Source organism: Candidatus Methylopumilus turicensis, from assembly GCF_000953015.1.
Lineage (GTDB): Bacteria > Pseudomonadota > Gammaproteobacteria > Burkholderiales > Methylophilaceae > Methylopumilus_A > Methylopumilus_A turicensis.
The window spans coordinates 1,183,041-1,206,354 of record NZ_LN794158.1; the positions used below are offsets into that span (position 1 = coordinate 1,183,041).

Below are 23,314 nucleotides of genomic sequence, written 5' to 3' on the forward strand. Positions count from 1 at the left end.
ACTTAATTACTCAAGAACACTCAAAATTGTCATAATTCTGACATTTTTTTATGAAATTAAATTATACCTTAAGATCGATCTTGAGAATTAGTATTGAACAATCACCATAAATGACAACTAATGAGGACGGATTACGCGATGTAAAAGTATTTAGTGAGAAAAAATGAAAGAGGTGTTAAGGACAAAATTAAGTGGCCTTTAGGGGATATTATTGTTTAGTCAAGTTGGGCTTATCTTAATAAATGACCGGTTTTTCAGAAATCAAACACCAAATGATAATCATCATAGCCATTCAAATTAGTTGATTGCCAACGCCAAGCATCACTGCACATGGCATCCACGCCTAACTCTGCACGCCAGCCTAATTCCTCAGCAGCTAGGGCTGGGTCCGCATAACAGCATGCAATATCGCCTTGGCGACGATCGACAATCTGATAAGGAATTTCAATGCCGCTTGCGGTCTGGAATGCATTTACCATGTCTAGCACACTCAATCCCTTGCCAGTGCCTAGATTAACGGTCAACAAACCCGGTGTTTTTGAAAGATAATCCAACGCAGCTACATGCCCTTTGGCTAAATCAACTACATGAATATAATCGCGAACGCCAGTGCCATCTGGCGTTGCATAGTCACCGCCAAAAACACTCAAACAATCTCGCCTACCCACCGCCACTTGAGCAATATAAGGCATTAAATTGTTAGGTATTCCGTTTGGATCCTCACCGATCAAACCAGAAGCATGCGCACCCACAGGATTAAAATAGCGCAATACAGCAATCCGCCATGCTGGATCTGAGGCTTGCAGGTCATGAAGAATATTTTCTATCATTAACTTACTCGCGCCATAAGGATTCGTTGTGCCGCCTACTGGAAAATCCTCACGAATCGGCATCACATCGGGCTCACCATAGACGGTAGCAGAAGAACTAAAAACTAGCCTGTTCACACCAAACTCAGCCATCACTTCACATAAGGCAACAGCCCCACCAACATTACAATCGTAATATCGCAAGGGATGCTGAACTGACTCACCCACCGCTTTGAGCCCGGCAAAATGGATTACTGCTTCAAAATCATACAGCGTAAATACCTCACGCAGAGCTTGCTTATCCCGCACATCCACCTGATGAAAAGCTAATTCTTTACCCGTAATCTGCTGCACTCTAGCTAGAGCTTCAAACTTACTATTACTTAAGTTATCAACTACCACTAGATCATGACCAGCGTTCATTATTTCTACGCAAGTGTGGGATCCAATGTAGCCAGCACCGCCTGTGATTAGAATTTTTTTGGTTGCCATTTCATGTTTTCCTGATTAAGCATAATTGTATATGGTACAAAAACTAAAAGATAATCACTGGTGAAACCCATTCAGAAGCTCTGTGTGATCAATAGACAATGTTTATAACAAATACTTGAGTTATCACATCTAATTCAATCGTAATTTAATTTAACTAAACCCTAGCTGTTAACTTTCGCTGAAGCATTAAATTAGATAAATGATAATTTCTCTTCACCACCTCCCAAATTAGCAGAGGAAAAATAATACCAATTGTAAAAGATAATAAGGAGTTAATTTCCAATGATGTCTTTTCAGCCCAATGAGCATTAAAAAAGGCGAAAGATTTTTGTTGAAACGGCCAATGAAAAATTAAAATGAATAAACTTCCATTACCTATGTAGGCTAGTACTTTATTGCAAATGTTAGATAAACTCAAAAATTTTGATAGTACGAAAATTAGGTAAATCGAACTTAAAGCCTGAACTGTACAAATTAGAAAGTCACCATACCATCTTAAGTTTAAATCTATAGTTTCATCAAAAAAATAATGGGTTAAACAAAAAGTTGCTGTTGCTACAAAAAACCAAATAAAACTTTGCTTAAAATTCGTCAAATAAATTGACATCTTATGTCCAATTAAGAAATATGCACTGCCAATAAAAACCAAATCTAAACTCCATGGAAGTCCATAGGTACCAAGTTGATGCTCAGAAAATTTTAGTGAGGTATAACCGAGGATGAACAAAACCAAAATAAGTAATGAAATTAACCAAGATGAATTAGTATATCTAGATGGTATTAAATTTATAAAAAACCAAGCGAACAAAAACAAAAAGAAAAGATAGGGTAAAAACCAAAGAGGGGGCCATGTGTTGCTTCCGTTGCCATAAAGTATCGAAAATATCAATAATGGCAACTTCGCGCTGGCAATAATCTTAATTAACCCAAGCACCCCAACGACTAAAAAATAAGGTTTTAGCAGTCCATCAGATTTTGCAAGGATGAGTTGGGTGAAAGACTGTTGGGGGTTGAAAAAAATCCCTGAAAGCAATAAAAATAGCGGGATATGAAATGAGAAGATAAGACTATGTATCTCAACATTTGCAAGTGCATTATGGCCAAATACCACAAGAATAATTCCTAATCCCTTGGCTACATCTATGGTCTTATTGCGAGAAGTTACCAATCTATTACCATCCAAAATGGCTAATAATTTTCTTGGCCCATAAAGCTTCAGTAGGCAACTCCGGCATAGGATTTTGATAAAACCCAGGATCCTCGACCCTTTTAAGCATCTCCTTGGTCGCGCTTACAAATCCGGCTTTACCACCATGTGCAATGGTGACCCAGTTAGTATCTTGCAAAATTTCAACAACGCCAGATTCATCGCTAACGACCAAGCCAAGCTTTTGATAAAGCGCCTCAATCGCGGGAAGGCCAAACCCTTGCTTAGCGGGCATTAAAAAAACATGCGAAGTTTCATATAGTTTTTGTAATTGATCATCACTCACAAAACCATGAAAAATAACTTGATCGCTGATTCCTAGGGTTTCGCACAAGTTTTGCAACGTATTTTGGTCAGGGCCAGTACCCGCAATATGCAAACACCACGCTGGATAAGAGTCTTCATCACGTTTTATTTCTGCCAGTGCATACAAAATCCAATCGATACGTTTACTGGTTTGCAATCTTGAAACCGTAAATAAATTAATAGGAGCTGCTGCACGCTCAGGCACATTGTCGATTAAGCCACCAAACCCACCCAAATAAATCACTTCGGCGCTTCGACCGTATAAATGCTGCATTTCTTCGCGCAAGGCAAGTGTATTCGTAACGAATTTTTTAGAATTTCGAATGCCACGACGAGTTGCGAAATGACAGATTAAGCTCATTAGTTTACTTTTGAAGCATTTGAGAAGTGAAGGGGTCTCCTTCTGAGCGCTCTCCGGCTTAAAGCCCAGCAAACTATAAGTGTCAGGAATACGCACATGATATGGCGCGTTTGTCGCCAGCCCAGCATGATAAGCCGATTGGATATTGAATAAAACTGGTGTTGGGCTACCCACTTGATAAATGGACTGCAAACAACGGCGCAAAGATAAAACTTTACTGATGGGGTTCTTAGATGGATTTAATTGATATACTTTTAATGGCCAAGTTGCATAAGCCGCCAAATTAATATGATCCCAGTAACACAAAATTGAATGGGGCTTGCCTTGCGCATGCAACTCTCTTGAAAGAGAAAGTATCACACGCTCCTCACCACCAAATTCAATAAATTCTGGTTGAAAAATCACGATATCCCCAACGGCTGGGTAATTAGCTTGCTGTTCCAATTCACGTCCCCTAAAAAGCACTACTGTAACTGCTCCACCAGTCTTCCAAGCACCGAGTCTCTTGCTAAATTCTTTTCTGCATAAAGCCTAGCCTGCTTGCCAAATTGCAAACGGGCTTCGTTATCATCCAGCAACTGCTCAATGGCTTTTGCTAAAGCATCACTATCTTCTGGCGCAACCACCAAACCGCAATGGGCAACCACATTAGCAATTTCTGTATTTGCCAAACAAGTCGCAATTATCACCCTGCCACTTGCTAACATGCCTGAGAGTTTAGAGGGCAAAACCAAATCTGCCGCTTCTGGGCTTTGTGGCAATAAATGAATATCAGCCAAGCCTAATAATTGCCCGAGTTGTTCAAATGGCTGTAAGGGCAAAAATTTAATATTGCCAAGCCCGATGCTAGCCGTTTCTAATTGCGGTTTTATGACACCATCACCACACACAACAAACATCAGGTCCTGTCGATGCGCTAATTTTCTAGCGGCTTCTGGAATCACCATTAATCCTTGCTTACCTCCCATGGTGCCAGAAAATAACACCACTTTAGTGTCGGGCTTAATGCCCAGTGCTTCTCGATAATCACTTGGGCTCGTTAAGGGATAGATATGCGAAATATCCACCCAATTGGGGAAAAATCTGACTTGATATTCCTTCACCCCTTTTTGACGGAGTCGATCTAACATTCGGCCAGAAATAGATGAAACATAGTCAAAACTTCTCAGCAAACCACGTTCGGCAGCAAGCACCATGCGTTGCAACAATGGGTTTTTTAGCAAGCCCATCTGAAAAGCCACGTCCACTTCAAAGTCTTGAATATGCAACCAAGCTTTAGCGCCAGTTAGTCTAGCCACCAAAAGAGTGGTTGGCGCACAAACCAAAGCGGGCGCAACCACCATTACTACATTGGGGCGCCATTGTGTTTGCCACAACATGACAGGCAAGGATGAAACCGCAAAGCTTAATAAATGCACAATACGCACTAAACCACCAGGGGCTTTTGGCACCCATATAGGCGTTCGCCAAACGTCCACACCCTGCAATTGTTCTCGACGATAAGGAGGCCAAACATATGCTTGATCTAACTTCCAAGCAGGATAATATGGCGGCGCGGCAACCACGCGAACTTGATGGCCTTGTGAAACCAACCAAGCGGCCATTTCACCCGAGTACTTGCCTATGCCTACTGGCTCAGGTGCGAAGTTGGCACTGTAAATGAGGATTTTCAAAATCAGAATCTCGAACGGTGGCTTTTAACTTTGCTGAGAAGAAAGGATTTGAATCCCTTTTTCTTCTTTAAGCTCTTGGGTTTTAAGCACAATAAAATACTCATAAATAGACTGAAGGATGGCGTATCTGATCCCTGCCCATCCATCAAGAAATGCACGGCGAAGAATCAACATATAAAGCAATTTAATCAATGGGCGAGCGGGTAAGCCATAAAAAATAGCTTTTTGATGCACGCGACGCTCACCAAAATCTTTACCAAACAATGCAATGTTCCAAACTGGTTTAACAATCAGTCCATTAGCAAGGACTTTTGCTTCCATTCTGGAGTAGGTATTGTGTTTACTAATCCAATGATCCAGCCCTTTAGAAAAAGGATAATGATCAAAAGGCTCTGCGAGCTCGGCAATATCGCCATCAACTATCAGTACTTCATTAATTTCACGCTCATAATGCGCCCTTCCAACACGAACAAGGCGAACATAAAATGGTGAAATTTGCGCGTGTTTGAGCCAACGACCCCACCAAATATCACGTCGGCGCATACGAATACCAGCAACATTTGTAGCAGCACTCTGCACACATGTATTCATTTCAGATGCAAGAGAGGGCGTAATGCGTTCATCCGCATCTAAAATCAACACCCATTGATATTTAAAAGGCAGCTGCAAACCAAAATTTCGTTGCGAAGCATATCCATCAAAAGCACGCACGGTGATTTTGGCACCAAAGCGTTCAGCGATTTGCAAAGTGTTATCTGTACTTTGAGAGTCTAGGACATGAACATCATCGCTCCAGGCCACAGACTCCAAACATCCCGGAAGATCTTGTTGCTCATTTTTAGTCAGTATCAGTACTGATATACCGCTCATACAATCACCTTTTTACGTAATCTTTTCCTCACGGCGGGATTACCCGCCCAAACTGTCCAAGGCTCAACAATACTTTTCACAACCACAGCTCTTGCACCCAATACACAACCGTCTGCAATCTTCACACCAGGTCCGACAAACGCCTCTGCGCAAACCCAGACATAGCTATTAAGCGAAATAGGCTTGGTGATGAGCTGAAAGTTAGCAGAATCAATATCGTGTGAGCCAGCGCAAAGATGTGACCCCTGAGAAATCACGCAGTAATCGCCAATTGTGATCGACGCCATGTTGTAAAGCGTAACGCCATCCGCCACCCCAACAAAACTTCCAATATCAAGCGCCCAAGGCGCCCATATTTTTACTGTCGGATATACATTGACATGCTTACCAAGCTTTGCGCCAAACAAGCGCAATAAAAACCTGCGCCACACATGAAACGGACGTGGGCTTGTACGAAACATTATTAACCATACCACGCCCCAAATTGCCCGCATTATTCTATTTTGCATGGAAAAAGAGGGTTGCGTGTAAGGATCATTGCCTTGAATAATCATTGTATGAACCCTAAATTAATCATGACTGTTTAACCCATGATCATCTTTGCGTTTAATCCACTTCTGATGATTTCGTAAAATGCTTTTAGCCATCGCTTCAATGGTAAAGCGCTCTTCAAAACATCGCTTTGCATTTACTCCTATTTGTTGGCGGGCGGTTTCATCTAAAGCCAACCAGTGCCTAAAACTTTCTTTGGTGCCCGCTAAGGTATCCGGATTAACAATGCCAGCCCCGTCAGCTTCAATTTCTCGCCAAATGTTGACCTTGTCCGAGATGAGAACTGGAATGCCGCAACCAAGCGCTTCTGCCACCGCGATGCCAAAGTTCTCTTGATGCGAAGATAAGACATAAGCTTCGCTAGCATAAAAGGCACCCCATTTCATGTCGCCTTGTAGCATTCCTGTCCAGGTAATACGGTCAGCAACCCCTAAACGCTGTGCGAGTGCTTGGAGCTTTTCTTGATATTTTTTTTGGCTGGGGCCAGCGATCACTAAATGAAGGTTAATATCCTTGGCCGCAACTTCTGCAAATGCCTCAATACTTAAGTCACAGCCTTTTTTCTCTTGGATGCGGCTTAGAAATAGAAACACTCTTTTTTCACGAAGTGCTGGATACTGGGTGTAAAAAGTTTCGGCTAAAGCTTCACGCTCGCTCGGCGGTGTTTTAGTGCCATAATTCACCACTTGTTCGCGTACTTTATATAACCAAAAGGATTGTCTGGCTAGGATTTTTTCTTCTTCACAAGTAAAAAAAACTGCTCTTGCATCTCTGAGTAATCGATACTCAGCCCAAGGCCAATACAGCCATTTTTTTAGATGTTTAAGCGGGTAAGTGTGTTTGAACCATGGATCTAACATGCCATGGCAAAAGACAAAGTAAGGGATATCCTTACGATGCAATACTCGCCAAGCACCAAAACCATGGTATTGCCACAATCCGTTAATCACCACTACATCATAACGATCCACGTTTTCTTTAAGCCAAGGCACTAAACGGCTGTTATAGCGATAACTACCTGCCGATGGGCCAATAGCATGGACTTTAAGCGGATAATCTTCGATGAACGGTGAAGCGGGGTCATCCAAGGTCAACACACTGACGGAGTGGCCCATCTCGATCTTCTTTGTGCCAACTTGACGCACGCCCTCCATTGGCCCACCACCTGTGGGATTAATCGAAGAAATAATATGTAAAATTTTCATGGGTAGCTTCTTTTTGGGCTTAATTCAGCATATGTTTAGTAGGATTCATCATATTTTTATGAATGGCTTGTTGTAAGCATGACTTGTTGATAGTGATTCAGATAGCTTTCTATCGCGTGCTCCGCATTAAATTGCTGCACATGCGTTAAGCCCCTTGCCACCCGCTTATTTCGCGCCGCGTCATGAAGTGATAACAAAGCAATTAATGTATTTGAGGCATTTTTTGCCCATAACTCAGCATCATCTTTGGGTTTTAACACTGGAATATAAGCACACGCCACCCCGCCAATTTCATTCATTGGTGCTGCATCAGAAGTCAGCACTGGACATCCGCAAGCTTGGGCCTCAATAATTGGCCAACCAAAGCCCTCAGCAAGACTCGGGAAAACAAAGGCACGCGCCAAGGAATAAGCCGCTTGCAAGGCATGGTTATCAATCCCTTGAAAAAACAATACCTTTCCATTTGACGGTACCTGTTTAAGCAAAGCTTGCACCCGAGGGTTAGGGTTAGGGCTAATACACCAAAGTGGTAAAGGGTTTTTTTCGGCGTTGACATATTCAATATAAATACGAATCACGCCCGCTAAATTTTTGTACCATTGGCTGCCACCTAAATGCAACAACATGCCATCAAAATGCGCTGGCAAATTCGCATCACTTAGCACACGCATCGCATCAGCTTTAGCCATAGGCGAATAAGGATAGTTAAAGCCGTTGTAAACCACATGAGAATTTATTGCTGACACCTGCCCAAAATGATGCAAGTCGTCACGGGTTTTATTTGAAATAGAGATAAAGTGCTTGGCTTGCTTAAAGCCCCGCCGAATATAGCGTTGATAAATCCTGCCAGACCACGAGGTCGGATTTTCTGGCACATCACCAAGCGCAGACCGTAAAGCCAGCAAATCGTGCACATGCACAATATGTGCTTTATTTTTGACTAACGGCACCCATGGGCCAAGGGCTTGATCACAAAACACATACAAAGTATCCGATGGCTGTTTTTTTAACTGCCTCCGCACCCAAAGCGGGAATAAAATATATTGATCCACATAACCTGCCCATTTAGAAAAACGCCCACTTGGCACAAGCTGATAAGCAACAGGCTGTGGCGACCAAACTTTCACCTCATGCCCTCTCAATAAATAAGCCTCTTCAAGCATACGCGCGAAACGCGGCATGCTTTGAGAGCTTAAAAAGTGAGGGTGGGTGAATAGAATAATTTTCAAGACAGACTCACTTACTCTAAAACAAAGCACGTTTATTAAGAGTTTTTAGATTAGTAAATAGCGCCCTCCCGAAAGCAACACCAGGCTTTTCAATTAGGTAATACCCTAGAATTGCAATAGTTATTCCACATGGAAAAACCAGAATTGCTTGCCAAAATAAATCTAGCTCCAACAGAGTACCGATCATTAAAGCAAGGGGGTGATATAAGTAAAGTGAGTAAGAGACTACTCCTATTTGATAAAGAGATCTAACATTGTTGAAACTGTATGTATCCTGAAGCGCAAAATATACTAGCCCAGCGCATAAAAAAGGAAGGGCGAACCTTTGAAGTTGAAGACTGTATGCGGATGGTAAATAAGCTACGCCAAAAGAAATAATTATAATTCCCAGCAAAGCTGTTCGATTAGCAAAGGTAGTCTTGAAAAAAACGGGTCTCTTATTAAGCAATTCCGCTACTAAAACACCTAGGCACCAAATCCACCAGCTTGCCAAGAAGATTTTCTGTACCAGAACACGCTCGGCACCCTGAGGAAATAAAGTCACTGACAATAAAAAAGTAGCCGCTCCGATAAACAAAGATAGCAGCAACATCCTGATAGTAGAATTTAGCCCGGTGAATTTGCGCCATAACATTGCATATAAAATATAAAAATGACACTCAACAACAACCGACCACAATACCTTGTTGATCCCCACATTGTAGTCAACAAAAAAACTACTAATTATTCCCAAATGCATAAATATAGCTATTGGCTGAGAATTGGGGACTAAATTAGAGGTGAAATGTTGCCCAATAAAAAAGAAAATTAAAACACAAACAACAAAACCTGGGTAAATTCTAAAAAATCTCCGAAGGAAATACTGCATCAAATCGAATCTGCCATTTTTCTCAACCGACAGAAGTCTAGAGTGATGAATACAAAATCCGCTAATGACGAAAAATAACGTAACACCCCACCCACCTAAAAAACTTAAAAATGGAGAAGTGTAATTTTTATCAAAAAAATCTGCATTCTGCTGATAAAAATGATGAACAAAGACGCTCAATGCAGCAATTGCACGAAATAAATCAAGCGTTGGGTATCTATTAAAATTAGTCATAGTATTAAATTTTTGTTCAACTTTCATTTTAATCCTAGCCCAAGATCGGTAAAACATGCTCAAGCATACGCACGAAACGCGGCATGCTTTGAGAGTTTAAAAAGTGAGGATGGGTGAATAGAACGAGGTTCATTGCGCCCGCTTTTGCCTTGTGAGCACTAACAAAATAGTTTCAAGTTTATCTAGTGCTATCTTGGGAAGTTGCCGAACAAAGACATAGCCTAACAATGCACATAAGATGAATACACAGCTAAATATCATTAACTTTTTTTCAGGCATCGCTGCCATTAGCAGGATGCCAAAAGCAGCCATTAACATCGATGTGCCCGCTAAATAAAATAGCTTATATGGCAACTGCATCTGATGAATAGATAGCCATTTAAGTGAATAAATCAAAGCCAACATACATCCTGCAATTTCAGCAAAAAGTAAGGCGGCGGCGGCGCCCCTAATGCCAAAGTAAGTAGACATGACAATAACGCCCACTATGGCTATCAAACCAACTGCGGTAGAGATGATGAGTTGAGATTTAACAAGATTATTGCCTTGAATAATTGCAAACAATGGCCTACCTATTGCATAAATCATCAAACTAATCGAGAAAAGTCCAAATAAAAATCCATCAAATTCTATTTTCCCACGCGTCCATAACAGAAATATGTCGGGAATAATTAATTGCAGTCCAACTAAGACGGGTGCAAAAACGATCACGGTTAAAAATAATAGAAAACCCATGACGGAGTCCACACGTGCGCCATCCTTTTCCCGCAAATATCGCATAAACTCCGGCATGGCAGGGTTAGTCACGGTGGACATCCCCTGCAAAGAAACATTACTAATTGTTCTTGTCGTGGAGAATGCTGTCATTTGAGACAATCCAACAATGGTGCTCAAAAATACGCGAATGCCCTGTTGTCGAAGATTTTCGATCACATTGGTCAGCGCTAATGCCATAGATTTTATGGTGAGATTTGCACCCATTTTTAAATCTGGTTTAATTGGGTTTAGATGATGATGCTTCAATAAACGCCATAAATCCATATGGATAGGAATATTGATTATCGTGCTTGTCAGCGTCACCGCGATGGCAGTGTCTAGCAAGCCAGCGCCTACATAAACCGCTATCGCCGAGGCTACCGCGGTCGATAGCGCCAAAGCAAAACTCCACCAAGCAAATCTTGGGAAATGACCAAAAGGGGAAACTAAACGGCCACCCAAACCGCCAATACCCGTATTGACTAGCCATCCCAAAGAAAAAACAATCATCGCCCAAAAAGATTGGTTCAATAAGTGTCGATCTAATGGGTTGTTTGAATCAAACATTGGATCAAGCCAGCCGAAAAATATGGCGCCAGCCACCAAGATCAGTTCAAGCAAACAGAGTAGAAGTGCAAATGGAATAGAGGAATAAAATAACAAAGAAAGCTGTTGTGGATTTTTGTCGCCAACCCTCAAAAACTCAAATTCAAGAAATGATTGATGCCCAATACTAAACAGTGATGCCAATCCAGTGACTGAGGCGATGACTAACCAACATCCATACTCTTCCACAGACCAATGAGAAAGAAAGATGGGAACGAGTGCAAACTGAGTGATGACATTCAGAATAATTCTCGCCCATGATGCAGCGCTACCTGATAAAAAGCGTTTGGTGGCGTTCATTAATCATCACTCTTTATCTGAACAATCATTACTTGTTCAGCATATCGTTGAAGCCGGTCAGTTTTTTGTATGCACTAATCTCATCAACCGAGCCCTGCTGGAAATAAAAAGTATCGTCGGCAAAATTAATCGGCCTAACTCTGCCATACCCAAAAGGTAACAATTCATACTGTTTAAGGATGGGCATCACACGACAAAATAACTTATTGTAAAGACGACGCATTAGTCTTGGCTGGTTATAAGACAACGCGCCTGCCAGTCCAGATGATTTTAATAATGAAGCGGCATACATGAATTTGATTTCTGGTGAAACCACTCGGTCTGAATAGTTAATGTCGTGCAACGCAGATAAAAATTTTCTAATCCCTTTTTTGTTAACGGCAAAAACACTTTGCTCAATTTCGGCAAACTTGCCACCATCTCCAAAAACAAAATCGTTTTGTAATAATTTTTGCTTAATTTTTTCCACAAAGCCTTTTCCATAAACTAAGGCGTCCTGCTCGACATAGAGGAAAAAATCTACATCATTGAGCAGTGAGAACTCCAAACCAACTAATATAGATGCCATCCAACCTGCGTAATGTGTAGTGCAGTTTTGCGCGTGACCTGGGTTTTTGAGTAATTCTATTTGAGTAGTCTTGGTTGATGAAAAAAGATTATCATGCGGTTTAACTGATGATGCAGAGTCAACCACTAGCACATGCTTTGGCTGTATGAAAGTATCTACTGACTGCCACCATAATGACCTAAATGACTGATTACGAACACTTTCGTCACCGAAGGTTTGATATACTCTAGGTTCGTTAGACGAATACCAACCCGTACAAATTAGCTCACATGACATCTCTCTATCCCCTTTCTTAAATCAAGCTGAAGCAATTTATATCACAGGCTTGTTTAACACTACAGGCTTCGTAAATAACCTGAAGAGCCAAAATAAAAGCAGATAAATAAGAAGGGATTGCATCAAATTACGGGCAAGGAAGGCTGTCATTTGATGAAGCGATTCGGCAGTAATTCCTGAAATGAAAAAGCTCCAGATTAAAAGCAATCCTGGTGGAGAGAGTGTAACGACAGAATTGGACTTATTGCTTAGCAAGCTCATCAAATAAAATAATGCCATACAAATCATAAAATACGTGACGATGAAAAATGGCCCAATGAGCGCTTGACCTTGGGCAAACATAGAACCCGTTCTGTATCCGCCAAGTGGGATACCTGATGAAAAGTTGGCTAAATAATCACCCATGGAAGATCTTAATGTCAACTTATCCACATCGATTTTTAGAAAATCTAAAAAGGGTTGTGGCAAGATTCCAAATAATAAATCACTTGTTTTTTCAGCAAGCGCCTCTTTACCGCCATCCGATAATTTAGATGAAAAATAAAGGGCGTTATCATGGAACTTGGTTTCTACAAATCTTTTAAATATGGGGTTGCTGATATAAGCCTCGTCATACGCGCCATATTGTGCGTTGGTGACTTCTGTCGCTCTATACTTTTCAAGCAAATAAGGCTTTTGGGCAACATCAAGCGTATGCTCTATCGATCTATCATTACTCTGCCTCGTAATTTGAATAGCGGTTGCCAAGTCTGAAGCAGGTCCAACTAGGGGCAAAATCAGGACAAAAAATACGCTGAACTTAAAAATTTGATTACTTTTTAAAAATGCATTATTACGCAATCCAGCTAATAAATAAATAAGCCCGATGATCATAAACCCTGTAAAAATAATAGCGCGTGTCCCTAGCAACATCCCAAACATCACAAGTAACGAAAACCATGCTGCCAAAAAGAAAAACTCTCTTGAAGCATTCGCGTAACTTTTACCGATCAAATTCAAATAAACAGGAATTAAAAATGGCGTGTAAATTAAAAATCTAAATCCATCCCAGACTTTGCTACCGACCGCATCACCACGGCCAAAAAAGATCGCAAGCACACCAAACCATCCCATCATCCAAAGCGCTCCAGAAGGCGGTACTTCGTAAAGTCGCGCTCTTTCTAGTAAGGCCGACATCATAGACGGCTTTGCGGTTTTATCGCTTGTAAGCATCCTAAAAAAACTATGCGCGACTAAAGCCACGATAAGATAAACGAAAAGCGTAGCGAACGTTTCTATCGGTTGTCGCAATCCCTCACTTAGCGATGTCCATGCCAAGGATTGAAACAACAAGGCGCCAACTTGGGTAGTGACTGCAAACCCGAAAATTGCAAATGTAGATAAAGGATCGGTTTGAATGGCATCTGTTCTTTTAATGTAGCTCGAAATGACAAGCGCTGTTAAAAGTGCAAGGCAAGATGTAGCAATATTGACTGTTGAAAAATCGATGAGCAGTTGAGCAATAAAGGCAGCTAAGGAAGATAAAAGTAATACCAAAATAATGAATGAAGAAACTCTCATTAACAGCCTGCTTTCTCATGAAGTGTGATTAAGCTCATAAAATGCCTATCGTTTACAACACCAAGTATGTTAACTACAAGCTGAATGCTCGATATAAATTTCATCCGATCACTTCCTTATAAATTTCCATTGCATGATCCCCATACGCACGCCAGCCACCAATTTTCTGTACTTTTTGTAAGGCCTTGCTGCCCATTTCATCTCTCAGCGCTGGCGCATCTGCCAAACGCTGAAGCTTTTCAGTCAGCGCACCCACATCTCGCACTGGCACAATAAAGCCCTCGACACCATCCGTCATTAAATCTTCAGCCCCTGTATGGTTGCTTGCAACAACTGGACAGCCACAGGCCATTGCCTGAGCCATTACCATAGCTAAGCCCTCTTCTAGACTTGGTAAAACCAACACATGACTAAGGCTCATTATCTGCTTTAGCTCTGCTTGCGGGATATGCCCCAATACAATTGCATCTTCTGGCCATAGTCCACGCGCGCTTAATGCTTCAATTAGGCTTGCTGATGGCGCACCCACAAAAGTCAATGATTTTGCTGGGTGATTCACTTTCTGATAAGCCTGCACTAAATACTGAATGCCTTTGCGCAAACTCATCCCACCTACAAAAAGCATATCAAAACGTTGCGGGTCTGGTTTCTCTATTGGCTGAAAACGGAAGAGATTCACGCCATAGGGAAGCAATCTTAGTTTATTAGCTGGGATTCCCTGCTCAACAAAGGTTCTATAGACAAAGGTAGATGGCACCGTAATACCATCGGCTTCCTCGTACTCCAACTCTTCCCTAGCAATCGTTCTTGGGTCAATGCCAACAAAAGGCATATTCCATTGCGCATGCTCTTCGCGTAATAATTCATCTTGGGCGCGAATATGTGATGAGCCTCGATCACAAATAAACTTAGCCCCTCGCTGATGCGCTTTTTTTCCTGCTGGCAAAGCTGAACCAGAAAGCCCAACATACAGGTCGCATTCTGGCAAATTACGGGCAACATAATCACCAAATGTAATGGCTGAGAGATTTTCCCATTCTCTAATGAAAGATCTGGGTAAATGCTGCATAAAAGGAAACGCCATATAAGGGGTTTGTACCCAAGGGAAAGTTTTTATCAACGCATTGGGCAGCACTTCATTTTTTAGCTTAAATCGAGGATAGCCCGTAAAAATACTCGCTAATACACCGCGAGCATAAAGCTCCCTTGCCAGATCAAAGGTATGAAATTTAGCAGCTACGGATAAGGCTATTTTCATTTTGCTATAGCGCTTTCAAACTTTCTGATTTTTCAAAATCAGAATTGGACTGTTGACTGTGACTCTCAGAAAAATCAATAACAGCAATAATCAACTGCATTTGCTTCTGATTAAAATGACCATTCCGATTCAATCTTTGCTGACCAGCTTTTGCTATGGCTTGGCGACTAGGCTCATCGGCAAGTGCCAGTTTGCAGATTTCAGCGCACTCTTGTGCATCATTCCAAAACAAGGCTTCTTTTCCTTCTTCATACATTTGGGCATGCTCGATAGTACGTTCAGCACACAGCAGTCCGCCAAGCGCTGGGATTTCTAAGGACCTAGTCGTATGAAGGTCGCGATTTTCCTTAGACACCATACCTAAATTAACTTTGGCACATTGGATGGCTTTGGCATAGTCATCCCCAGCAATTGAACCGCCTCTCCAATAAGCTTTTAATTGCGGCCATTCAGGTGCTTTGTGCCATCCAGATCCTTGAATCGTCAACGGAACACCCTGCGAAATTAAATCCAATAAAAAAGGACCACGCTCAGGAAACCATGTACCTAAAAAAAGCACATCGGCATCCCATGCCTTCTGATCAATATCTGACAGTTTTCTTGGTGCATGAGACACCTCATCAGCACTGCGGTACACCCGAATCACATCCACAGCACCTAAAGCGTACGCTTCGGCAACATTTTCATTTCTTACCACCGCATTAAGTTGATACTCAGGCAGGCTCTGACGATAGGCTTTAAAGCGTGCGCCATCTCTTGGCCCTAAGGGGTCATCAATACTATAACTCACGATTTTTTGGGCATGACCGCGTAATAACTTCATCACTTTGGGCGTGACCCATTCGCCGCCATCGACCCAACACAGATCATAATGTTGACCTTTTAAGGCTTTGGCCAAATTGGGAATCAGCAAGAAGGCAAGTAAGTTGCCCCCTAAGTGCCAAGTCACTCTATCTACCCATGATGTTGTGGGTAGCATCGTTCGCAAATCGATATGTTTAACGTTATGGCCTAATCGGCGCAAAGCATTCGCACGATCTAAACAAGTACCGCTGATGGGCCCAAAATAGAGAATGTCAAGTAAGCCAACCACGGTTTAATTTGAACCAATCAGCATGGTTTGCTGCCCTGGGCTTAGCGCTTTTAGCAGGTCATTGATAAATTGGTCATGGAGTTGATGTGAGGCCTTGTCGTCATCTGATATTTCAGAGACCCTAAACAACAAGCCATCCGCAATATAGCCTTTTAACCCCATGTGCATACGTGCTAAGTTGAGGTTGCTAGGCGGTCCACTCATTACACGATCACCAATTCGAATAAAGTAGCTGACTTGCTCCTGCCGATTACTCACTTGCGCATTCATACGCTGCACTTCAATAGACCTGCTATTGGCGAGCATTTGCTCAGCATGCAATGCTTGAATTTTAAAGCCTTGCGATGAGTAGCAAGACTCTGGGCGGTGGAGCTGCTTTGAAAAGGTTTGATTGTCGCCATAGGCGAGCGATAGCATTAAGCGGCGACCCGTGCTTTTCTGTACATAAGTGCGGCTCACAATTTGAGTATAAAGGTCGTTCAATGTTTCTTGCTGCTCCGGATTCACAATCAAGGTGTTATTGCCATCAGAGACTTGCGTCCAGTCTGCAAAGCTTGGCGGGATGATTCGTTCAAACTGCGGCTCGCCTATATGATCAAACCATTTTTCATGCGGGGTGAGCCACCAAGCAAACAGGGTGCAGGAAAGCATGAATACTACAGCGAGCCAATGCTGAAAATGCGGCTTTTGAATAGGCTTGGTGATTGTTTCAGCGCGCATTTAATTTTGCACTCAATAAACGTAATAGATGATCTGCCCCAAGCATCATTAACAGCCCGGCAATAAACAGCACCATGCCGGCAAAGCCATGTAAAAATCCTTGCCCTGCTTCACTGCCTAAATAGTATGTGATCAGCGACAGCACAATCACACGCACCACGTTAGCGGTGAATGAGATGGGGATAATCAGGATGGGTAATACGATGTTGCGAAGCCTAGATGAAAAGTGCACTAAATTGAGGTAAAGAATGCCAAGCGCTTCGAGCATAAATAAAGTGCGCATGCCGGAGCAAGCATCCGCCACCAATAGCTGATATTGCCCAAGGCTGATAATGACACCATTTCTCGCGACAGGAAAATCAGCCCACCCTAAAATCGTCACCGTCACCAAAGACACCGCCTCCTTCATTGCCCCAGTCAGCGGGCCAATGAGCGTGTTGGGTAATGGAATCATAAATAGCATAAAAAATAGTGGAAACTTCAACAGGCTGAGTAGCTTGGTGCCGCCAGCCATGAGGATCACTCCAGCCAAAACCCAAACAAAAGCACCCGTTTCGAAATAAATAATATCTAATGCACGACCAGGCACATACAAGCCACCTGCGATAATAAAGCAAACCCAAGCAAGTGCCGGAGATGATTGCAAACTTACCAAATCAGGGGCTTCATGCCAGCGCTTCCAGAGCAACCAAAGCGAGATGGCCAAGATAATTGGTCCATGTGAATGCTGATCATCGAGCCATAATTCACTCACAAAATATAAGTCATATAAGGTTGGCGTAAACATCAGTGCCAAGCCGGCACACATCAACCATATAGCAGGATTCGCCAGCAAATGTTGCTTAACCAGTCGATAGTCCGATACTAAACCACCTAACAAAGTCGCCTTGCTCATGCGCCTAGACCCTCTTTAACAAAAGATGCGGCGGCATATGCAAGCTGAACCCCCATTTTTAATGGTGTTTTAGATTGCCAACCTAAGGTTTTTAAGCGACTCACATCGAGTAGTTTTCTTGGGGTGCCATCAGGCTTAGTTTGATCAAATACGATACTGCCCTCAAACCCCACGACCTCCATGACCACCTCAGCTAATTCACGGATGGTGACGTCAGACCCTGTACCAACGTTATAAATGCCCTGGTGGATATTTTTTTCCATCAAGAAAACGCAAGCATCCGCCATATCATCGACATACAAAAACTCACGCTTAGGTGTCCCCGAACCCCAAATGACAAGGTCTTGGCTACCAGCTTGTTTAGCCTCATATGCTTTGCGGATTAGTGCTGGCAAGACATGGCTATTAGCTAAATCATAGTTATCATTGGGGCCGTAAAGGTTAGTGGGCATGGCTGACACATACTGACGGCCATACTGCGCGTTGTAACTTTCGCAAAGTTTGATGCCTGCAATTTTAGCAATGGCATATGGTTCGTTAGTCGTCTCTAGCGGGCCTGTCAGCAGATAGTCTTCTTTAATCGGCTGCGGGCAATCACGCGGATAAATGCAGCTTGAGCCTAAGAAGCACAAGCGCTGAACACCAGCAAGATGGGCTCCATGAATCAGATTCGCTTCAATCACTAGGTTCTGATAAATGAAATCAGCGCGGTAAGTGTTGTTGGCCTGAATTCCGCCGACCTTAGCCGCCGAAATAAAGAGATAGTCTGGTTGGGTTTCCGCTAAAAATGCAAAAACGGCTTTTTGATCGAGCAGATCAAGTTGCTCGTGTGTGCGGGTAATGATGCTGGTGTAACCCTTAGCCAATAGGTGACGCACAATCGCCGACCCCACCATTCCGCGATGGCCAGCGACATAAATTTTAGCGTCTAGGTTGTTAAGCATTATTCGTTGTAATCATACGCAGAGTAGCCATGATCTTTGACTAATTCATCACGCTCTGCACTTTTGAGGTCCTCACGGACCATTTCGGCCACCAACTCATGAAAAGTCGTCTTAGGTGTCCAGCCTAGTTTTTCTTTGGCTTTGGTTGGGTCACCAAGCAAAGTTTCTACCTCAGTAGGTCTAAAATAACGCGCATCGACTCTTACAATCACATTGCCATTATCATCAAGGCCAGTTTCGTCCACACCTTCTCCGTGCCAAGTAATATGAATATCCAACTCTTTAGCGGCAATATTCACAAAGTCGCGCACGCTGTATTGAATGCCAGTCGCAATCACAAAGTCATCTGCTTGCGTTTGCTGCAGCATGAGCCACTGCATCTCAACATAGTCTCTAGCATGACCCCAGTCACGCAGAGAATCCATGTTGCCAAGATAGAGGCAATCTTGCAGATTGAGTTTAATGCGGGCTAAAGCACGGGTAATTTTACGGGTAACGAACGTTTCACCACGAATTGGGCTCTCGTGGTTAAATAAAATGCCATTACATGCATAAATACCGTAAGCCTCACGATAATTAACGGTAATCCAATAAGCGTATAGCTTAGCAACCGCATAAGGGCTGCGCGGATAAAATGGGGTGGTCTCTTTTTGTGGAGTTTCTTGTACCAAACCATACAGTTCAGATGTCGAGGCTTGATAAAAACGAGTCTTCTTTTCCAAACCAAGAATACGTATTGCTTCCAATATGCGCAAAGTACCAATGCCATCTGCATTGGCGGTGTATTCTGGTGTATCAAAACTTACCGCAACGTGACTCATCGCAGCTAGATTGTAAATCTCGTCAGGCTGAACTTGTTGAATGATACGAATGAGATTGGTGGAATCGGTTAAGTCGCCGTAATGCAGGACTAAATTGCGATTTGAAACGTGCGGATCCTGGTACAAATGATCAATACGGTCAGTATTAAATAAAGAGGCGCGACGTTTAATGCCGTGAACAATATAACCTTTTTTTAACAAAAACTCGGCTAGATAAGCGCCATCTTGGCCGGTGATTCCAGTAATCAGTGCAACTTTATTCATATGAGGATGCTTCTATCTATATTAATCATGTAAGCGGATTGCCAACGCCTATTTTACACTTAAAGCCCACATCTATTTCAGGCTGATATTTTGAGGGTCCATCATGACAAACGGATGACAACCGCAGAGATGGCTCGTCTCTATTAGGTGATATTTTTCAGAAAACCCATAAAAAACTAGCCTAGCACATCAGAGGTTTACTGACTCACTAGACTCGATGGATACTAGGTTGCTCACAACAAGTTTAGTATGCTTAGCCATTAAAAATGCCCAGGTATTAAATATGCACTGCTATTAAATATAGTTAGCTAAATGTGAAACTAAAATGTAGGATTTAAACAGACCGCTTAAAAATCATTGATGACCGCTCCAACAATTTGTGCACCTGTCACAGATATTTGCGCTTTCACTGCAGCTAAATCTGACATTTTAGTGTGATCAAGTCTTGATACTAATAGCGCACCACCACAACGTGCCACAATGGCTTGTGCATCAGCAGAGTCCACAGCAGGGGATGTATCTACCAAGATGACGTCATACAATGCCATCGCTTGTGTCATGAAATTGGCAAAGGTCGCGCGATTGAGCAACTCTTGCGGATTTGGCGCCAAAGTACCCGCACCTAAAATTGAGAGGTTTGGAAAAGCCTCAATATTGCTAATTAAGCTTTTGTCGTTACGCGCCGCTAGAATATCTGAAAGACCACGTTTCTCAGTCAGATTAAACAGTTCATGTTGATGCGGTTCACGAAGATTGGCATCGAGCAATAAGGTACGGATCCCTAATTGCGAAAATAAAATAGCAAGATTAGCTGTTAAGTTAGTTCCGCCTTCCCCAGGATTTACGCTGACAATCGCTAATGCTTTATTGCCCTCGCTAAACCACTTTTTCATTAACTGAGTACGTAAGGTTCGGAGCGATTCAACTTGCGGAGTGAATGGTGCGTAAGCTGCGACTAGTTCTTGGCTGTAATTACCATTGCCCACTTGAAGATAGGGATAATTAAACTGAATCGACAAGACCAGATTAATATCCGCTTCTGTAATCAACCCTAGATAAATAGCTGCATCACCAAAACGCATTCCCTTATCTTGCTGAACCTTCACAATGCGTTCAACATCATTCTGAGATATTTTACCCAGCTCGACTAACAGCCCACCAATAGGACTTTGCTTTGGCTGTCCAGCTGTGCTTGACCCGGTATTGATATTTGTTTCCATACAAATTTTCCTTACTCTAAATTTAGTTGGCTTTCGGAGATAAAGCCTTGATGCGTCTAAAAAATGGCCCCACACGGCGACTGCTGATTACCGCCAAAACAGGTAAATCTAGTAGCTCACACACCACATTTCTGCAACGCACACGCTGGTCCATTTTTTCTGCCGTTAAACTAATAAAGATGCCTAGTAAACTCCCTAAGAATAAGGCCAAAATGGTATTAAACTTAACTCTCGGGCCTTCGACTGAGGGCGGTGGGGATGCTGGGTTAAGGATGGCAATATCAGTTTGATTAGCACTGCCTTCAAGCGTTGTTTGCGTAAAGCGCTGACCTGCTTGATCCATGGCACGCTGCGCGTTTTCAACGTCACGTTGTAATACAGTCAATTGATCACGCGTTAGGTTGAGTTCAAGCACGCGAGCTTTTTGTGCAGCAAGCGCGGCACGAAGTTCTGCTTCACGTTGTTTGTGAATACTTGCAGTACCGCCAATGGTGCTCCGTGCTTTAACTTTTTCTTCTTGCAATTGGCTTTTGAGTTTAGTGATCTCAGCCATGGCTTGTTGGTATTGCGGATGACTAGGGCCCAAGCGTTGTGAAAGCTCTGAAAATTTCGATTCTGCACGGGCAATATCCATTCTTAAACTTTGTACCATTGGGTTTGCTGCTAAATCAGGAGATTCATCGCCTGTGCCACCGGTACGAAGTTGACGAGTGCTCGCTTCATTCGCTTGATTTTGTACCGCAACTAATTGGGAAGATAAATCATTAAGACGTGCACTTTCCACATCCATGCTCCCAGCTACGCTGGTTAAGCCTTTTTCTTGTTGATATTTAGAAAGCCTTGCTTGCGCCTCTTCAAGGTTTTTGCGCAACACCTGTGTTTGAACACCTAAAAATTCAGCGGCTTTTTGCGCAGGTTGCACTTTTAACTCAATATTGACTTCTTGATAAGCTTCAGCAAAAGCATTTGCCATAGTAGTCACAAACTCTGGGTCAACACCTGTAAATGAAATATCAACGATACTACTGTCACGCGAGGGTTTCGCACTCACATTGTTGAGTAACAATTTAGCCATCCAAGATTTAATTTCACCTTTACCCTTGGTAGCCTCGTTAAACTTAGCAACAGCGGCTTGATTTTCAGTCAGCTTAAGATTTTCAACGACTTTAATTGCAACCTTTTCACTAGTAATAATATCAATTTGCGTCGACATAAAGCCTGGCATCATGGATGCTTGAACTACTAGCCCAGTCACCGGATCAGCGCCTTTTGCATTGAGTACGATAGAGGCGACTGCTTTATATGTTTTAGGGGTGATCAGGTTAACCACTAAGGTTGAGATGACCACTAAGCCTAGCGTCACGAAAAAAATCATGCGCCTTGCTTTTAAGATGAGTAAAAATTCAGAGAAATTCATGGCTAGCGTCCTAAAACAAACTTTCTTTTATGAAGAGAACATCATCTTGCTTAACGAGATCTGTGAGCTCGGGGCTGAGCACTTGCACCACCCCGCTAGCATTACGACGATGCAATTGAACACCTCGCTGCGTACCTCTTGCTGTTGGACCACCACCCAACGCCAGCGCTTGCATTACCGTCATATCGCGTTCAATACGATACGAACCTGGGCGCTGCGCTTCACCGTAGATGTAAAACATTGGGGCGCGTGGTACATAAACAATCTCACCACCGACTAAATTGATATTTTGTGTGCCATCGCCTTTTTTAACGATATTGCGTAAGTCGTATTCTATTTTGCCAGTCTTACCAATCACCGTTATCATGTCTGAGCCATCCGCCGGCACCCCACCAGCAAGGGCGAGCACCTCGGTGAGATTCATGCTGCGGTCCAAAGGATAACGACCCGGTTTAAAAACACTCCCCAAGATTGAAACCATTTTGCTTTGGAACTGCACCACCAAAATATTGATTTGTGCTTGCTTAACAAAGCCACCCGATTCCAGCTGGTTAGAAAGTTTCTTTTCCGCCGCCGATGCAGTGATGCCGCCAAGCGCAACTTCACCTAATAATGGGAAGCTAATCGTGCCGGTTTCAGTAATGCGCGTTTCCAATGTCAAATCAGGGTTGTTATAAACAGTAATTTTTAACATATCGCCTGGGCCCAACAGATAGTTGCCATCGTCTGCTGAAGCGACATGCGCCCAAACACCCAGCAACAACATCAAACTTGCGAGGATTTTCCTCATCACACCACCCCTTAAATTAA

21 protein-coding genes are annotated in these 23,314 nt (G+C 42.7%); all 21 read right to left on the reverse strand.

What is annotated here, in order from left to right:
- Window positions 1-254: 254 nt before the first annotated feature.
- The 21 genes from galE to epsE all read right to left on the reverse strand — a co-directional run bounded on the left by galE (window position 255) and on the right by epsE (window position 23,294).
- Window positions 255-1,301: a UDP-glucose 4-epimerase GalE gene (galE, locus tag BN1209_RS05985; RefSeq protein ID WP_045751378.1), complete on the reverse strand. Its 1,047-nt coding sequence runs from the start codon at window positions 1,299-1,301 to the stop codon at window positions 255-257.
- 154 nt (window positions 1,302-1,455) lie between these two features.
- Complete coding sequence (locus BN1209_RS05990) at window positions 1,456-2,484, reverse strand: acyltransferase family protein (RefSeq protein ID WP_045751379.1); 1,029 nt, start codon at window positions 2,482-2,484, stop codon at window positions 1,456-1,458.
- Window positions 2,474-3,619 carry a glycosyltransferase family 4 protein gene (locus tag BN1209_RS05995; RefSeq protein ID WP_045751380.1) on the reverse strand — a complete coding sequence of 382 codons (1,146 nt, stop codon included), beginning with the start codon at window positions 3,617-3,619 and terminating at the stop codon, window positions 2,474-2,476. The genes BN1209_RS05990 and BN1209_RS05995 overlap by 11 nt, the downstream gene beginning before the upstream one ends.
- Before the next feature lie 20 nt (window positions 3,620-3,639).
- Window positions 3,640-4,848 carry a glycosyltransferase WbuB gene (locus BN1209_RS06000; RefSeq protein WP_045751381.1) on the reverse strand — a complete coding sequence of 403 codons (1,209 nt, stop codon included), beginning with the start codon at window positions 4,846-4,848 and terminating at the stop codon, window positions 3,640-3,642.
- A 24-nt stretch (window positions 4,849-4,872) separates the two neighbouring features.
- The gene (locus tag BN1209_RS06005; protein ID WP_045751382.1) at window positions 4,873-5,718 is read right to left on the reverse strand and encodes a glycosyltransferase family 2 protein; all 846 of its coding nucleotides are present in this window, start codon (window positions 5,716-5,718) and stop codon (window positions 4,873-4,875) included.
- Window positions 5,715-6,179, reverse strand: coding sequence for an LbetaH domain-containing protein (locus tag BN1209_RS06010; protein WP_231855122.1), 465 nt, complete (start codon window positions 6,177-6,179; stop codon window positions 5,715-5,717). Before BN1209_RS06010 ends, BN1209_RS06005 begins: the two co-directional genes overlap by 4 nt.
- Window positions 6,180-6,287: 108 nt before the next feature.
- A complete protein-coding gene (locus BN1209_RS06015; RefSeq protein ID WP_045751384.1) occupies window positions 6,288-7,475 on the reverse strand; it encodes a glycosyltransferase in 1,188 nt (395 codons plus the stop codon).
- A 56-nt stretch (window positions 7,476-7,531) separates the two neighbouring features.
- On the reverse strand, window positions 7,532-8,656 hold the full coding sequence (locus tag BN1209_RS09250; protein WP_144402552.1) for a glycosyltransferase family 4 protein: 1,125 nt from the start codon (window positions 8,654-8,656) through the stop codon (window positions 7,532-7,534).
- Between the two features lie 64 nt (window positions 8,657-8,720).
- The gene (locus tag BN1209_RS06025; protein WP_171816507.1) at window positions 8,721-9,833 is read right to left on the reverse strand and encodes an acyltransferase family protein; all 1,113 of its coding nucleotides are present in this window, start codon (window positions 9,831-9,833) and stop codon (window positions 8,721-8,723) included.
- Between the two features lie 102 nt (window positions 9,834-9,935).
- Window positions 9,936-11,468, reverse strand: coding sequence for a lipopolysaccharide biosynthesis protein (locus BN1209_RS06030; protein WP_045751387.1), 1,533 nt, complete (start codon window positions 11,466-11,468; stop codon window positions 9,936-9,938).
- Between the two features lie 28 nt (window positions 11,469-11,496).
- The gene (locus tag BN1209_RS06035) at window positions 11,497-12,312 is read right to left on the reverse strand and encodes a hypothetical protein (RefSeq protein WP_144402553.1); all 816 of its coding nucleotides are present in this window, start codon (window positions 12,310-12,312) and stop codon (window positions 11,497-11,499) included.
- Between the two features lie 36 nt (window positions 12,313-12,348).
- The gene (locus BN1209_RS06040; protein ID WP_045751389.1) at window positions 12,349-13,872 is read right to left on the reverse strand and encodes a hypothetical protein; all 1,524 of its coding nucleotides are present in this window, start codon (window positions 13,870-13,872) and stop codon (window positions 12,349-12,351) included.
- A 100-nt stretch (window positions 13,873-13,972) separates the two neighbouring features.
- The gene (locus tag BN1209_RS06045; RefSeq protein ID WP_045751390.1) at window positions 13,973-15,130 is read right to left on the reverse strand and encodes a glycosyltransferase family 4 protein; all 1,158 of its coding nucleotides are present in this window, start codon (window positions 15,128-15,130) and stop codon (window positions 13,973-13,975) included.
- A gap of 4 nt (window positions 15,131-15,134) precedes the next feature.
- A complete protein-coding gene (locus BN1209_RS06050; RefSeq protein ID WP_082048410.1) occupies window positions 15,135-16,223 on the reverse strand; it encodes a CgeB family protein in 1,089 nt (362 codons plus the stop codon).
- A 3-nt stretch (window positions 16,224-16,226) separates the two neighbouring features.
- Window positions 16,227-16,943 carry an exosortase-associated protein EpsI, B-type gene (epsI, locus tag BN1209_RS06055; RefSeq protein WP_052661108.1) on the reverse strand — a complete coding sequence of 239 codons (717 nt, stop codon included), beginning with the start codon at window positions 16,941-16,943 and terminating at the stop codon, window positions 16,227-16,229.
- Entirely contained in the window at window positions 16,933-17,838 is a 906-nt protein-coding gene (gene xrtB, locus BN1209_RS06060) for an exosortase B (protein WP_082048411.1), read from the reverse strand. The genes epsI and xrtB overlap by 11 nt, the downstream gene beginning before the upstream one ends.
- Window positions 17,835-18,782, reverse strand: coding sequence for a GDP-L-fucose synthase family protein (locus BN1209_RS06065; RefSeq protein WP_045751391.1), 948 nt, complete (start codon window positions 18,780-18,782; stop codon window positions 17,835-17,837). Before BN1209_RS06065 ends, xrtB begins: the two co-directional genes overlap by 4 nt.
- Window positions 18,782-19,867, reverse strand: coding sequence for a GDP-mannose 4,6-dehydratase (gene gmd / locus BN1209_RS06070; RefSeq protein ID WP_045751392.1), 1,086 nt, complete (start codon window positions 19,865-19,867; stop codon window positions 18,782-18,784). Before gmd ends, BN1209_RS06065 begins: the two co-directional genes overlap by 1 nt.
- A gap of 347 nt (window positions 19,868-20,214) precedes the next feature.
- The gene (gene epsG, locus BN1209_RS06075) at window positions 20,215-21,087 is read right to left on the reverse strand and encodes a chain length determinant protein tyrosine kinase EpsG (RefSeq protein WP_045751393.1); all 873 of its coding nucleotides are present in this window, start codon (window positions 21,085-21,087) and stop codon (window positions 20,215-20,217) included.
- Between the two features lie 22 nt (window positions 21,088-21,109).
- Window positions 21,110-22,504, reverse strand: coding sequence for a chain length determinant protein EpsF (epsF, locus tag BN1209_RS06080; RefSeq protein WP_045751394.1), 1,395 nt, complete (start codon window positions 22,502-22,504; stop codon window positions 21,110-21,112).
- Between the two features lie 10 nt (window positions 22,505-22,514).
- On the reverse strand, window positions 22,515-23,294 hold the full coding sequence (gene epsE, locus BN1209_RS06085) for a polysaccharide export protein EpsE (protein ID WP_045751395.1): 780 nt from the start codon (window positions 23,292-23,294) through the stop codon (window positions 22,515-22,517).
- Between the last annotated feature and the right edge of the window lie 20 nt (window positions 23,295-23,314).